The organism is Woronichinia naegeliana WA131, assembly GCA_025370055.1.
GTDB lineage: Bacteria > Cyanobacteriota > Cyanobacteriia > Cyanobacteriales > Microcystaceae > Woronichinia > Woronichinia naegeliana.
In genome coordinates this window covers 687,890-701,912 of record CP073041.1, presented here as the reverse complement: position 1 = coordinate 701,912, position 14,023 = coordinate 687,890, and the positions used below count along the sequence as shown (strand labels likewise).

The window sequence follows — 14,023 nt, the reverse complement described above, 5'->3', positions numbered from 1 at the left end:
AAGATGAACACCCTCAGAACTCAAGTTGTGCAAAGTTTGGAAGTGATTCCTGATGAACGATTGGGAGAAGTTTTAGATTTTTTAAATTATCTGCTACGACCGCAAGAAAATCCTCAAACTCAACAAGATCGGGATTGGCTAGAAAGCGATTTATCTGGCTTAGAAAGTTACTATACCTATGAGTGGCAAGAGGGAGAATTAGAGAAGGGATTACCTGTTAAGTTTGTGGCTGAAACAGGCAAGATTGAGATTGGGATATGACAGATCGGGTTTTACAGGTTGGTGATGTTGTAACGTTTAAATTTCCTAGTCAGGTTCCCAGGGGCAGAGAGCAGGAGGGTTTTAGACCAGCTATTGTGGTTGGGCTTCCGAGTCGTTTAGGCAAGCTAAGATTTCCGCTCATTTTTGTTGTGCCGATGACAACGGATCGAGGGCAAGATTGGGTGATAAATTCTCCTAATTTATATGTTCGGTTTGCGGCGGGAGTTGCTGGCTTAAAATCTCTTTCAATTGCCCTTTTAGATCAGGTTCGTGCCATTGATCTTGCTCGTGTTGTTTTGTATCGGGGTAGTCTCACGTCTCAACAATACAGGGCGAACGCATCTAAAAATGATACAGATACAAGAACATTATAGAGGGATGGATAAGGGAAAATAAGGGAAAGTGCATAGAAAACAAAAGCGATGAAACTCCGACCCAAATATAGACTGGTAGAACACTTTGCCGAAATAGATGACCCTCGCATCGAACGAACAAAACGGCATAAACTCATTGATATTCTAACGATTGCCATCTTAGCCGTCATTTGTGGAGCAGAAGGTTGGGTAGCCATGGAAAGTTTCGGCAAGGCTAAACGGTACTGGTATCGTGTGATCAAAGCTAGAAAAAGTTATGGTGTAAGAGTTTGAGAAAATAGAAAATAACTTACGACTGGACATATTCCCGTTTTTGTTATACTATTATTATTGTCATTATATTAAAGAAAGGGAAAACGGAAAGCAATGTCAACATTGAATAAAAGCTCAATTGACCTCCTAAGTGATATTGGCTTACCTCAAGAGAAAGAGGAAGCCTTATTTCAGAAAAACTGCCCTCATTGCTATAGTGAAAAAGTAAAAATACATTCTCATTACCAAACGAAAGGTAACGGGGAACGTAAAATGTTCATCTGTCAAGAATGTGGTTCTTGTTTTGCTGAGACTTATGGTAGCGTAATCGCTGGCTTAGAAACCCCATTAAGTGAAATTGTAAAAGTATTAAAAGCCAGAATGGAAGGAATAGGATTAAATGCAGCAGCCCGAGTATTCGGCTACGCAAAAACAACAATATTGAATTGGGAAAAGAAATTATCAGGATTACAAGAGACATTATTTTTATACGCCTTAGTGAATGAATTTGTTAAATTAGTAATAGAAGGGGATGAACTATACACAAAAGTTGGAAAAAATAAAGAAGCAAGTGCCTCTGAGGGGTGGACAATCGTGCTCATGGACAGGGCTAGCCGCTTTATTTGGCATTTAAAATGTGGTAAAAAAGAGCAGAAATTATTTCTAGAAGCAATGATGACGGTAGCGGAATTATTTGAAAGGAGTGCAGAATCTCTCCAGTTATTTACAGATGGAGAAAAGCGATATAGTCAACTGCTATTTAATATTTGTCACGAAGTATTAAGGACTGGGAAGCGAGGTCGTCCCACCAAAGTATTACCGAAGGGTATGGTGGTAAGATTAAAAAATAAGAGTAGTAAACGTCGAGATTCTGAGGGTAAACTAGAGAAAGTAGAAACTCCGAAAACTGAACATCCTGAGACAACAGAAAAACCAGAAGACAAGGATGTTCATGCCAACCACGTTGAGGCATTTAATAGTTCTCTACGACGCTATTTAGCCGCCTTTCGTCGTCGAACAAATACTTATGCTAAATCTGTTGTGGGATTACAGCGAGTGCTAGATATTTTCTGGATGGTTCATAACTTTGTTCGCAGCCATTTTACGACGAAAAAAGTTCCTGCGGTAGCTCTCGGTATAATTCAAAAAGGGTTAACTTGGGAGGACTTACTCCAAATTCGCCTGATTTGTTGAACCTCTTGTATTGCAACGTTTATAGCTTCTAGCTAGACGATACCAGTGCCGGCTAAACATCAATGGCTAAAAAAAATTTTGGAATTGCCGAATGGCATCCCCTCCGACGATACGTTTGCGCGTGTATTTGCTAGTCTGAATCCAGAGCAATTTCAAGACTGTTTTCTGCATTGGGTCAAAAGTATAGCGGAGGTAAGTGAAGGAGAAGTGATAGCGATTGACGGCAAAACCCTTCGCCACTCCTATGACAATGCCAACGGAAAGGGCGCAATTCAGATGGTAAGTGCATGGGCAACAGCAAATCGTCTAGTACTAGGACAGTGCAAGGTGGAAAGCAAATCGAATGAAATCACGGCGATTCCTAAACTCCTGAAAATGCTAGAGGTCAAAGGTTGTATCGTAACGATTGATGCCATGGGAACTCAGACAAAGATTGCCCAACAGATAGTAGGGCGAGGGGGAGATTATGTTTTGGCATTGAAAGGCAATCAAGGTAATTTATGTGAGGATGTTGAACAATTATTTGCTCATGCTCAATCGGTTAATTTTGTGGGAATTAAGCATGATTTTCATCAAACAATAGACAAGGGACATGGACGGATTGAAATTCGCCGTTGCTGGACGATGGAACAAACAGAATTTTTGCTGGGTGCGGAGAAATGGGCAAAGTTGACGAGCATCTGTATGATTAAAGCGGAGAGACGATTGAAAGACAAAACAGAGTATGAGACTCGCTACTATATCAGTAGCCTGCCGAGTAATGCTCAAAAATTATCCCAATCTGTTCGTAGTCATTGGTTGATAGAAAACTCTTTACATTGGGTTCTAGACTTGGCCTTCAACGAGGATGCTTGTCGCATTCGTAAGGATTTTGCTCCTGAGAATTTAGCCGTCTTACGCCATATCGCTCTTAACTTGCTCACAAAGGAAAATACTCTGAAACTTGGTATCAAGAATAAACGGCTACGCGCTGGTTGGGACGAGGACTATCTCCTTAAGGTTTTACTCGGATAAGATGCGTTTGCCCTGTTCTGACCTTATCTGGCATCCATAAACTTCGCACTGTCCAGTTAGGCAACTTGCTCAAGAGCAGCATCAACAGGAAAAGCGATTAATTTTCTATAACAAGACTCAAAACCGCGATCGCAGAGCAAACGCATCTAAATTCTAGACTCCTTATCTGATAAGACTTTCAGCGTTTCATAAAAAATCAATCATGATCTCGGAAACCCTTATCCAGCCTACCTTTCAAAAATAAGATGCGTTCGCCCTGCTCAACAATATGGGAAAATAGCTTAGGCTCTTCGACAAATGATAGAATCGCCGTGTTCAAGTGATTAATAGTTTGACTCTTGAGCAGTTGGATGATTTAGGAGAAGCTTTACTGGATTTTTGTGAGCTTGCGGATTTGGATCAATGGTTACAGTCTCGGCTTACAAGTTAAGTTTTAGCGGCAGTAAAGGAGCATTTTTTGCTTTATATTGGTCGTTACAATTGCCATTAAGTGATGGGGTTAGAGGGGACGGTTATGGATGAAGCCAGATTACAAGCTTATGTTAATTTAATTGAACAGTTGCTCACTTGTGCTGATGATGAGGAACTCAATAATATTCTGCAAGCAAATCAGGAATTGATTGATCCCGAATTTTTGCAGGTGATGGAAAACTATGCAACAGGGTTAGAACAACAAGGAAATAATAATCCTGCGGCTTGGTTACGGAATATGGCGCAACAGTTGGGGCAATATCTCAACCCTCAAGTGGGAAGTATGGAGGAATATCAGGGGTTTTTATTAGAAGTATTACAAGCAGAATATGAGAGTAATAATCCTGCGGTCGTTTATCCGATCCTACAACGCCGTCAACATCTGTTAGATGGTACCTTTGCCCAACTGTTGCAACAATGGGCGAGAAATAAGTTTTCTCAAGCGAAACCAGAAGAAGTGGCAGTTATTGCCGTGTTGATTCAAAATTTATGTCTTGATATTTCAGAGTTTCCCTTGGGAAGTCGGGCTAATAATCTAGAAATCTCTATTAAAGGCTATCACACCGTTTTAGAAGTATTAACCCGTGATGCCTTTCCTGAAAAATGGGCAATGACACAAAATAATCTGGGGTTAGCTTATAGTAATCGCATCAGAGGGGAAAGAGCTGATAATCTAGAGTTAGCCATCGCAGCTTTAAACCTGTCTTTACAAGTATATACCCGTGATGCCTTTCCTTATGAATGGGCAAATTCACAAAATAATCTGGGGAATGCTTATTGTAATCACATCAGAGGGAAAAGGGCAGACAATCTAGAGTTAGCTATTACGGCTTATAACCTGTCATTAGAAGTATATAACCGTGATGCCTTTCCTTATGAATGGGCAAGGTCACAAAATAATCTGGGGACTGCTTATAGTGATCGCATCAAAGGGGAAAGGGCAGATAATCTAGAGTTAGCCATCGTAGCTTTAAACCTGTCTTTAGAAGTATTAACCCGTGAAGCCTTTTCTCAAGATTGGGCAAGGTCACAAAATAATTTGGGGTTAACTTATGGTGATCGCATTCTTGGGGAAAGGGCAGATAATCTAGAGTTAGCCATCGCAGCTTGTAACCAGTCATTAGAAGTATATAACCGTGAAGCTTTTCCTTCTGAATGGGCAAGGTCACAAAATAGTCTGGGGTTAGCTTATAGTAATCGCATCAGAGGGGAAAGAGCAGATAATCTAGAGTTAGCCATCGCAGCTTATAACCAGTCATTAGAAGTATATAACCGTGAAGCATTTCCTGAAGATTGGGCAATGACACAAAATAATCTGGGGACTGCTTATGGAAATCGCATTCTTGGGGAAAGGGCAGATAATCTAGAGTTAGCTATCGCCGCTTTTAACCTGTCTTTACAAGTATATACCCGTGATAGCTTTCCTTATGAATGGGCAAGTACACAAAATAATCTGGGTGCTGCTTATAGTTATCGCATCAAAGGGGAAAGGGCAGATAATCTAGAGTTAGCGATCGCTGCTTATAACCTGTCATTAGAAGTATATACCCGTGAAGCTTTTCCTGAACGACGGGCAAGTACACAAAATAATCTGGGGGGTGCTTATCAAACTCGCATCAGAGGGGAAATGGCAGATAATCTAGAGTTAGCGATCGCTTCTTATAACCTGTCATTACAGGTATATACCCGTGAAGCTTTTCCTGAATATTGGGCAACGGCACAAAATAATCTGGGGATTGCTTATCGTGATCGCATCAAAGGGGAAAGGGCAGATAATCTAGAGTTAGCGATCGCAGCTTATAACCAGTCATTAGAAGTAAGAACCCGTGATGCCTTTCCTGAATATTGGGCAACGACCCAAAATAATCTGGGGACTGCTTATAGAAATCGCATTCTTGGGGAAAGAGCAGATAATCTAGAGTTAGCTATCGCAGCTATTAACCTGTCTTTAGATGTATATACCCGTCAAGCATTTCCTGAAGATTGGGCAATGACACAAAATAATCTGGGGACTGCTTATGGAAATCGCATTCTTGGGGAAAGGGCAGATAATCTAGAAAAAGCGATCACAGCTTTAAACCTGTCTTTAGAAGTCTATACCCGTGAAGCCTTTCCTGAAAATTGGGCAAGGTCACAAAATAATTTGGGGTTAACTTATAGTAATCGCATTCTTGGGGAAAGGGCAGATAATCTAGAGTTAGCTATTGAAGCTTATAACCTGTCTTTAGAAGTTTGGACTTCCACTGCTTATCCCATTTACTGTTTAGTGGCAGGACGAAACTTAGGAGTTACAGCTAACCTGATCGAAGACTGGGAAACCGCCATCAAAGGCTACAATTTAGCGATCGAAGCAGTAGAAAATACTCGACTCGAAGCCTTAAACCCCCAACGGCAACAAGAAATCCTCTCCGAAGCAATGGATGTTTATCATGGCATAGTTCAATCCTATCTCAACCTCAATCAAAGAGATCGCGCCTTAGAATACGTTGAACGCAGCAAAACTCGCTATCTAGTCCAATTGCTAACCGATCGAGATATCTATCCTAAAGGTAATATCCCCCAAACTATTATTACCGAATTAGATCGCCTCCGTCGTGCCATTATTGGGGAAGAACAACAGTTAGCCATCCAAGAACAAACCCGCAATCGGGGAGTAATTTTAACCCTAGATCAACAAAAACAACCCATCTTAAATGACTATACTCACCTCAATCATTTAAAACAAGAGTTAAATCAATTCATTGACCGTGAAATAACCCCCATAGATCCCACTTTTAGCTTAACTCAAAAGGTTCAAAGCATTCCCTTAAGTGAGATTCAATCCTTAATTGATCAACAAACTGCCATTTTAGAATGGTATATTTCAGGGGATAGTATTATGGCGTTTATTGTAACTAATGAAGGTTTGATCCCCCCTAACCCCCCTTCAAAAGGGGGGAATTGGAATGAGAATGAGGTAAAAGGAGTTAAAGTTTGGCAATCTTCAGCAACAGATCGAGAAAACTTGATTAATTTCATTAAAGATTATCGTGAAGCTTATGAAAATAATAAAACCGAGTGGATTAAAACTCTTGATTCTCGTTTAAATCAACTATCAGAAATTCTCCACATTGATGAACTTTTAGAACTAATTCCTCCATCTTGCAAACGATTAATCATCATTCCCCATTGGTTTTTACATATTATTCCCCTTCATTGTTTACCCCTAAAAGATGGACAATTTCTCTATCAACGCTTTTCTAATGGTGTAGGATACGTTCCCAGTTGCCAACTTTTGAAACTAGTACAATCATCACAGCGAGAAAACTTTAATCGTCTTTTTGCCATTAAAAACCCCACCAGAAAAGGACTAAAACCCCTCTTAGGGGCAAATCTGGAAATAGAGAGAATTAGTCAAGGATTTGATGCTGACAAAACCATTATTATTGGTGAATCAGAAGCATCAGAACAAACCCTAGAAAACCGTCGTCAAGACTTACAAGCATCCCATTGTATTCACTTTTCCTGTCATGGAAAATTTGATGATAAATCCCCTAGAGACTCGGCATTAATGTTAGCAGATCCAGAAGGTAACTTAGGAGAATCAGCTAACCTAACCCTAGCAGAAGTCTTTGAAAAACTGGATTTAAGAGAATGCCGTTTAGTCACCTTTTCCGCTTGTGAAAGTGGTATAATCGAAAGTAAAGCGGATAGTATTAGTGATGAATACGTCGGTTTACCCAGTGGTTTTCTATTTGCAGGAAGTTCTAGTGTTGTTAGCACCCTTTGGACAGTAGATCCCCTAGCAACAACCTTATTTATGACTAAATTTTATCACGATCTTAAACGAATTTCTATCCAAGATAAAGGAAGTATTGCTATTGTTTTAAATAATACTCAAACATGGTTAAGAACATTAAATAGCAAAAAATTAGCCCGAATAAAAAATAGTCAAATATTCCAGCAATTACTCGATCAAGTCTTTGAAATTAAACGCGATAGAAAGAAATTTCAAGACTTATTAGAAGCTGCGGTTAAACGCGAACCCTATCCCTTTGCCAATCCCTATTATTGGACAGCATTTATCGCCACAGGAGTTTAGCCATCGGTGGAAATTTGACAAAATTTATCCATTCCTTCCTCTGAAATATAAAGCGCAATAGGAGCCGATAAAATCCCTGCAATCCCCGGTGGACACATGAAAGCCCCCGCGATAAAATCTGTTAAAGGAGGTATAAGAGCAGGTAAATATTTTTCTCTCAACCTTTCATATTTCGGCTGACAGATGTAACCACGACATTTTTGGAGAACAATAACAAACCAACGCATATCAGCATTATCCTCCACTCCTTCGATACTGTTACGAGTCGCAATGGATTCAGCCGCATCGGCCAAATCTCCATCCCATTCTTCGATTACATCAAGTGCTGCCAAAAAATCAGAATTATCTGCTAGTTCAACGCGATACTTAGCAATTTGTTCTGATGTTAACTGGATTGTCTCTGTCATAGTCATTACCTTTGATAAGTTCCTTTTTCATATTATCCCATTGATTGCCCTTGAGAATAACAAACTACGATAAAACAGCGATCACCGTCTATTTTGTTAGAATTTACAACAGCAATCATTGTCAGTTCTTTTATGATCGATAAGAGCAACAAGAGCGATCGCCTTTTGGTTTAGGGTTCAGAGTTAAAGAGCGATCGCTATTGTCTAGTTGTGATCTGTGCTAATCTAAGGACATTATGCGTACTGACACAATCTTTTATCAATTATTCCTAACCTTTAACTCTCTTCTTTTTGAATTGTTGGGAAAACCTGTTGACGATGCGGCTTATTATCAATTTATCTCTGCCGAAATCAAGGAAAAGGCTTTTCGTTTTGACGGAATTTTTATGCCAGATCGAGAAGATAAGCCCATCTATTTTGTCGAGGTACAATTCCAAAATAAGCCTGATTTTTACTGGGAACTGATTGCTGAAATTAGTCTCTATTTAAATCAATATAAACCCGTTCAGGATTGGAAGGCTGTTGCTCTTTTTGCCCAACGTCGTTTTGATGTTACATCTTTAACACTTTACCAACAGGAATTGATTAATAGTGGTCGAATTTTGCCGATCTATTTGGATGAGATGCGATCGGGTTCTATTGGAGTCGGATTGATTCAGTTAATCCTCGCTCAGGATGTTCAAGCTCCTGTTTTAGTTCAACAATTACTACAAAGGGCCAAGACAGAAATTGCTGATCCTTTAGTGACCCGCGATATTATAGATTTATTGGAGACGGTGTTGGTTTCCAAATTTGCCCAATTAAGCCGCAAGGAGATTCAAGCGATGTTTTTACTGAGTGATATTAAGCAAACACGGGTCTATCAAGAGGCTAAACAAGAGGGTCGCCAAGAGGGAGAGATTCGTTTGCTGATTCGTCAGTTATCTCGGCGGTTTGGCAAGATTAGCGATCGCCGTATTCAAATTATTAATAGTTTGACCCTGGAGCAGTTGGATGATTTGGGAGAAGCTCTATTGGATTTTGGCGAACTTGCAGATTTGGATAATTGGTTAGGGTTTCAAATAGGGGAATGAGGGGCGATCGCGGTTTCATGCAAAAACCTTAGCTTTTTCTGAAGATTTTTCAGTTTGATTGAAAATGGATTTTTGAGGATATTCTTCGTTATCTATAAGCTGTTTAATTTTTTCAAAAATCAGAACTTCTCTTTCTTCTTGATCGGTTAATTTATCATAAAAAGAAGTTTCGACTAACCACTCCTCAAAAGCCAGTCTAATTAGGCCATTAGGGTAACATTTAAACCGCCAATAGGATGATAAGCGATCATCAATTACTTCAAATAAAGGGGCAGGATGTTGTATGGGATAGTAAGTATAATTATCATCACAAATATAATACCAAATATTTCCTTGCCATTCTTTTAAGGCATAAACTATATATTCTTGACCAATTGTTAAGGGAAATTCTATTTTTGGGGTGTAACAAAACTCAGGTTTTAAGTAATTTTTAGGAAGGGTTAAACCAATATTAGCAAGACAACGAATTTTCATAGGTTAAAATTTTTATTAATTTTTTGGTGCTATTTTAAGATGAGTACGTTTAAGCTTAAGCTCAACGACTTGATTATTTTGAATGTTTTTAAACCAATGAATTTGCACAGTCATACCATTTATAATTTTAGTCTGGATGCTACTCATTTTAACCCAATCTTCAGGGTTTCCGCCATAGTGAGCAACGAGTCGAGGAGCATCTCCTAAAGGTTCTGCCATACCTCCTTGAATGGGGATACCATTACCAGCTTTTGCGTCTTCAAGAAGGAGTTGCTCTTGTAAGTTGGTTGGGTTTTCATCAGGAGTTATACCTCTAGTCACAATTTTTTAGTTGTTGAATTATTTATCGGGATGAGGTCGTAGAACGACAGGGTTTAAAACCCATTTTTCTGATAATTAATCTGTCTGTAGAGAAAGGAGCTTCTATTCGGGTAAGAATGCGAAGTCACATTATCACCGCCTTGAAATAGGCGATCACTGAAAATCGAACCTACGAAAGGAAGAACAATTCTCGCAACTGTCTGTTTACTTTTTTTGAAAGGGCGAACGATGGGAATCGAACCCACGAATGGAGAACAATCCTCGCAACAGTCTCTTTTCTTAATTTTCATTAGAAGGGCGAACGATGGGAATCGAACCCACGAATGGAGGAACCACAATCCTCTGCCTTAACCCCTTGGCTACGCTCGCCATTAGCAAAATCTAATATAGCACAAGACAAAAAAAAGTGGCAAATTTAGTTTTTCTGATATCAAACTGAGGCAGTTCTCGATAGATCCAGTATTATTGTCCGTAAAGGTGAATAGGGGAGCGATGAAAGTGTTGCGGGTATTAACAACCTTAGGGAGTCTTCTCTTGGCAGGAGGAGGATTGATCATGATGATCGGCAATCCTGGCCCACAAGACTACGAAACCTACGCAACAGATGCCCTGAGTCGTTATCTCAAAGAACAGGTCTGTCCTCAAGCAGCCAACAACTTAGGTGGTCTGATTCAAAGCTACTGCAAAACCTTGGTTGATACAGGCAGACCTCAAATTCATCACCTGATTACCTATTCCACCACCCGCAAAAACTACTTGATTTTTAGTATTTATGCCACCGAACTCTCCTTACCCTCTCCTGTCCCAACCTACAAATTTCAAACTATCGGTGTAATGCAACAATTTTATACCTACGAAGCAGAGAAACTTTAAACTTAAACTTTAAACTTAAACTTTAAAATAGAAGCACAACGTTGAGAGTTAGTCATGAGTGAACCGATTAAGCTTGATCTGCCGGAATTTGCTACCCATTCTTCTCACCCTGAAGCTTCTCTGACTCGCACTCCCCCCTGGGGGACGGTGACTGTTCTAGAAGAAAGTTCCCGATACCGTATAAATCGCATTGTCATCAAACCAGGGCAACACATGAGTACACAAATGCACTATCATCGTAGCGAGCATTGGGTCGTTGTGTCAGGGACGGCGAGGGTGATCTGTAATGGCGAGGAAAAATTGCTTAAACAAAAAGAATCCACCTATGTGCCGATGAATACGCCCCACCGAGTAGAAAATCCAGGCGTGATCGACCTGGTACTCATTGAGGTGCAGAATGGGGAATATTTAGGCGATGATGATATTGTGCGATTTGCTGATCACGTCCCTGAAACCCAGGAAGTGCCATAACGCTATGCAATTAATTCTTTACCGTAAACCTGACTGTCATCTTTGTGAAGGACTTGAGGAAAAGTTAGAACAAATCACCTCAATCCAATTTGATTTGGAACGGCGAGATATTACCACCCGTGAGGATTGGTTTAATTTATATCAATACGAAATTCCAGTTCTTTGCCTCCAGAGTCCTCAGGGAGAAAAAGTCTTGCCTCGTTTATCCCCTAGAGCAACGGTCAAAATCCTAGAACAATTGCTTGAGAAAAATATTCATCTGGCGAACTTAAATCAATGACTTCATCGCTTAAATACGCTTACTTTCCTGGTTGTGTTGCCCAGGGAGCCTGTCGAGAACTGTATCAATCTACCGCCGCTCTCACCCAGGCCCTTGGCATTGAACTCATCGAACTTAAAAAAGCTTCTTGTTGTGGCTCTGGTACTTTTAAGGAAGATTCGCTACTACTCGAAGATACAGTTAATGCTCGTAATATTGCCCTAGCAGAATCCTTGGGTTTACCTCTCCTGACTCACTGTAGTACTTGCCAAGGGGTGATTGGCCATGTGGATGAGCGTTTAAAAGCAGCCCAGGGAAATGATCCCGCCTATCTGGAGCAGGTAAATGGCTATCTCAAGCGAGAAAATTGTTCTCCCTATCAAGGTTCTAGCCGTGTCACCCATATTCTTTGGGCCTTAATTGCCGACTATGGGCTAGAAAAATTGCAACAACGGGTTACTAAACGCCTAGAAGGTCTAAACTGTGCCGCTTTCTATGGTTGTTATCTATTACGGGTGCAAGAGACAATTCCAGAGGAAAATGTTTTTGAGCCACAGTCGATGGAAAATGTTTTTCGCACAGTGGGAGCCAATCCAATTTACTATGCTGGTCGTACTCAGTGTTGTGGTTGGCCGATTTCTAGTTACGCTACGCCCCAATCTTTTCAATTAGCAGGCGGTCATCTGCAAGACGCGATCGCCGCCGGAGCCGATTGTTTAGTTACCCCTTGTCCCCTCTGTCATTTACAATTAGATTCTCGTCAACCTGAAATTGCTAAAGCTCTTGATCAAGACTTGGCCATTCCTGTTTTGCATTTACCCCAATTAGTGGGTTTAGCGGTGGGTCTGACTCCTAAAGAATTAGGCTTAGATCGTCATATTGTTTCCCCGCTTCCGCTCTTAGAAAAGTTGGGACTTTAAGCTTGAAGACAAGGTTTGAGACGACAATTAATTATTTCTTTTATCACCAATATTTTCATGATATCCCAACAACCTAAGTTAATTATTCACGGTGGTGCGAGTTCCCTTGATGATAAGGGCGGTTTAGATGCTGTTCGGCGATCGCTGCATCAAATTGTGGCGGAAGTTTACGGTCTGTTAGCGCAGGGTGGAGAGGCGATCGATGCGGTGGTTCGAGGTTGTGAATTATTGGAAAATGAACCTTGTTTTAATGCCGGTACAGGGTCAGTCGTGCAATCCGATGGTCAGGTGCGGATGAGTGCCTCGTTAATGGACGGAGAACGACAAAATTTTAGTGGAGTTATTAATGTTGCTCGCGTTAAAAATCCCATTCATTTAGCGAAATTCTTGCAACAGGAAACGGATCGTATTTTGTCGGATTATGGTTCTTCCGAATTAGCACGAGAATTACAAATTCCTCCCTATGATCCTTTAACCGATTTTCGTATCGAAGAATGGATGGAAGAACGCCGCGCCAATTTTCAAAATAAGCAACGTATGGCTCGCCTCATTTCGGCTGATACCTCGGAAGCAAGAAAGGGAACGATTGGTGTGGTGGCTTTGGATAGTCAAGGGAAAATTGCGGCAGGAACGTCAACGGGAGGTAAAGGTTTAGAACGGATTGGTCGGGTCAGTGATTCAGCCATGCCCGCCGGAAATTATGCAACCCAATTTGCCGGAGTCAGTTGTACGGGAGTGGGGGAAGATATTATTAATGAATGTCTGGCTGCCAAAATTGTTATTCGTGTTAGCGATGGATTTTCTCTTGCTCAATCCATGACTAAATCTATTCAGGAGGCTCAGTCCCATCAAACCGATTTAGCGGCGATCGCTTTAGATCAAACGGGAGTCATTGCCTGGGGAAAAACCTGTCCAGTGTTATTGGGAGCTTACCATAATGGCACAGCGATCGGGGATACATTGGAATTAGCTGATAGTGAGACTGTTGGTTATTTAGAATAGGCTTTTGTCAAACCATAATTTTTTGACAGAAACTTGTTAAGATTTTCACTTAGTTTTATCTCAATAGGAAAGGAGATTAGTATTTATGTCGTTTGAAGAAGATTACGAAGACGTACTTTTGAGCATTGAAAGTGCAATTATGGGTTTTTACCAAGCAGATCCAAGCTTAATAGATACAGAGGTAGATACTGTCTTTACCTGGTTAGTTAAGTATTATCAAGCAAAGTCCCAGGGACGCTCAAGCTCCTACCCTCAACCCAAAGGCACTAGTGCAAATCTTTTATTAAAAGTTCAAGGGATTTGTGATATTTTCGTAGGAGATAATAGTTTGACTGTCAAGCAAGAAGAAGGAGAAATCCAACTGCCAGTAAAAATAAGAACCTATTCAGAAATGGTTGAGTGTCTGCAACGCTTAAAATCATCTGTAAAACTCTGGACAAAAAAAGATGGTCGCCAGGGTTATTTAAACTTTGTTAACCGATTTATTAAGTAAGTTTTAACTCAATTTTATAGTGGGCAAAATGCAAAATAAGACTTACACTGCTGATAGATGAACATTTTACGTTCGACCTTACC

At 40.4% G+C, this 14,023-nt stretch carries 14 protein-coding genes, 1 tRNA gene and 3 pseudogenes; 14 read left to right on the top strand and 4 right to left on the bottom strand.

What is annotated here, in order from left to right; translation table 11 throughout:
• Positions 1–27: 27 nt before the first annotated feature.
• The 7 genes and pseudogenes from KA717_03615 (at position 28) to KA717_03585 (ending at position 7,647) form a co-directional block, all read left to right on the top strand.
• On the top strand, positions 28–261 hold the full coding sequence (locus tag KA717_03615; protein ID UXE62004.1) for a hypothetical protein: 234 nt from the start codon (positions 28–30) through the stop codon (positions 259–261).
• Positions 258–635 (top strand): type II toxin-antitoxin system PemK/MazF family toxin, encoded by a 378-nt coding sequence (locus tag KA717_03610; GenBank protein UXE62003.1) that lies wholly within the window; start codon positions 258–260, stop codon positions 633–635. Before KA717_03615 ends, KA717_03610 begins: the two co-directional genes overlap by 4 nt.
• A gap of 48 nt (positions 636–683) precedes the next feature.
• Positions 684–854, top strand: a pseudogene (locus KA717_03605) (transposase family protein).
• Positions 855–1,001: 147 nt separating this feature from the next.
• Positions 1,002–2,081 (top strand): IS1 family transposase, encoded by a 1,080-nt coding sequence (locus tag KA717_03600; GenBank protein UXE62002.1) that lies wholly within the window; start codon positions 1,002–1,004, stop codon positions 2,079–2,081.
• A 60-nt stretch (positions 2,082–2,141) separates the two neighbouring features.
• Positions 2,142–3,095, top strand: a pseudogene (locus KA717_03595) (ISAs1 family transposase).
• Positions 3,096–3,405: 310 nt separating this feature from the next.
• Positions 3,406–3,525 (top strand): annotated as a pseudogene (locus tag KA717_03590) (DUF4351 domain-containing protein).
• Between the two features lie 84 nt (positions 3,526–3,609).
• The gene (locus KA717_03585) at positions 3,610–7,647 is read left to right on the top strand and encodes a CHAT domain-containing protein (GenBank protein UXE62001.1); all 4,038 of its coding nucleotides are present in this window, start codon (positions 3,610–3,612) and stop codon (positions 7,645–7,647) included.
• Here the strand turns inward: KA717_03585 and KA717_03580 are convergent.
• Positions 7,644–8,060, bottom strand: coding sequence for a hypothetical protein (locus KA717_03580; protein ID UXE62000.1), 417 nt, complete (start codon positions 8,058–8,060; stop codon positions 7,644–7,646). The two genes, KA717_03585 and KA717_03580, sit on opposite strands and share 4 nt — an antisense overlap.
• 230 nt (positions 8,061–8,290) lie before the next feature.
• Here KA717_03580 and KA717_03575 point away from each other — a divergent pair, with 230 nt between their 5' ends.
• The gene (locus KA717_03575; GenBank protein ID UXE61999.1) at positions 8,291–9,127 is read left to right on the top strand and encodes an Rpn family recombination-promoting nuclease/putative transposase; all 837 of its coding nucleotides are present in this window, start codon (positions 8,291–8,293) and stop codon (positions 9,125–9,127) included.
• A 15-nt stretch (positions 9,128–9,142) separates the two neighbouring features.
• Here the strand turns inward: KA717_03575 and KA717_03570 are convergent, their stop codons facing one another.
• From KA717_03570 to KA717_03560, 3 genes are all read right to left on the bottom strand, one after another.
• Positions 9,143–9,601, bottom strand: coding sequence for a hypothetical protein (locus KA717_03570; GenBank protein ID UXE61998.1), 459 nt, complete (start codon positions 9,599–9,601; stop codon positions 9,143–9,145).
• A 15-nt stretch (positions 9,602–9,616) separates the two neighbouring features.
• Positions 9,617–9,922 (bottom strand): hypothetical protein, encoded by a 306-nt coding sequence (locus KA717_03565; GenBank protein UXE61997.1) that lies wholly within the window; start codon positions 9,920–9,922, stop codon positions 9,617–9,619.
• A 296-nt stretch (positions 9,923–10,218) separates the two neighbouring features.
• Positions 10,219–10,291 (bottom strand) — tRNA-His (locus KA717_03560).
• A gap of 123 nt (positions 10,292–10,414) precedes the next feature.
• On the opposite strand from KA717_03560, the gene KA717_03555 reads away from it, so the two are divergent.
• The 6 genes from KA717_03555 to KA717_03530 all read left to right on the top strand — a co-directional run bounded on the left by KA717_03555 (position 10,415) and on the right by KA717_03530 (position 13,940).
• Positions 10,415–10,795 (top strand): DUF4359 domain-containing protein, encoded by a 381-nt coding sequence (locus KA717_03555; GenBank protein UXE61996.1) that lies wholly within the window; start codon positions 10,415–10,417, stop codon positions 10,793–10,795.
• 54 nt (positions 10,796–10,849) lie between these two features.
• Positions 10,850–11,266, top strand: coding sequence for a phosphomannose isomerase type II C-terminal cupin domain (locus tag KA717_03550; protein ID UXE61995.1), 417 nt, complete (start codon positions 10,850–10,852; stop codon positions 11,264–11,266).
• A 4-nt stretch (positions 11,267–11,270) separates the two neighbouring features.
• Positions 11,271–11,546, top strand: coding sequence for a glutaredoxin family protein (locus KA717_03545; GenBank protein UXE61994.1), 276 nt, complete (start codon positions 11,271–11,273; stop codon positions 11,544–11,546).
• Complete coding sequence (locus tag KA717_03540) at positions 11,543–12,445, top strand: CoB--CoM heterodisulfide reductase iron-sulfur subunit B family protein (protein ID UXE61993.1); 903 nt, start codon at positions 11,543–11,545, stop codon at positions 12,443–12,445. Before KA717_03545 ends, KA717_03540 begins: the two co-directional genes overlap by 4 nt.
• 57 nt (positions 12,446–12,502) lie before the next feature.
• On the top strand, positions 12,503–13,447 hold the full coding sequence (locus KA717_03535) for an isoaspartyl peptidase/L-asparaginase (GenBank protein UXE61992.1): 945 nt from the start codon (positions 12,503–12,505) through the stop codon (positions 13,445–13,447).
• Positions 13,448–13,532: 85 nt separating this feature from the next.
• Positions 13,533–13,940 (top strand): hypothetical protein, encoded by a 408-nt coding sequence (locus KA717_03530; GenBank protein UXE61991.1) that lies wholly within the window; start codon positions 13,533–13,535, stop codon positions 13,938–13,940.
• The last annotated feature ends 83 nt before the right edge of the window (positions 13,941–14,023 follow it).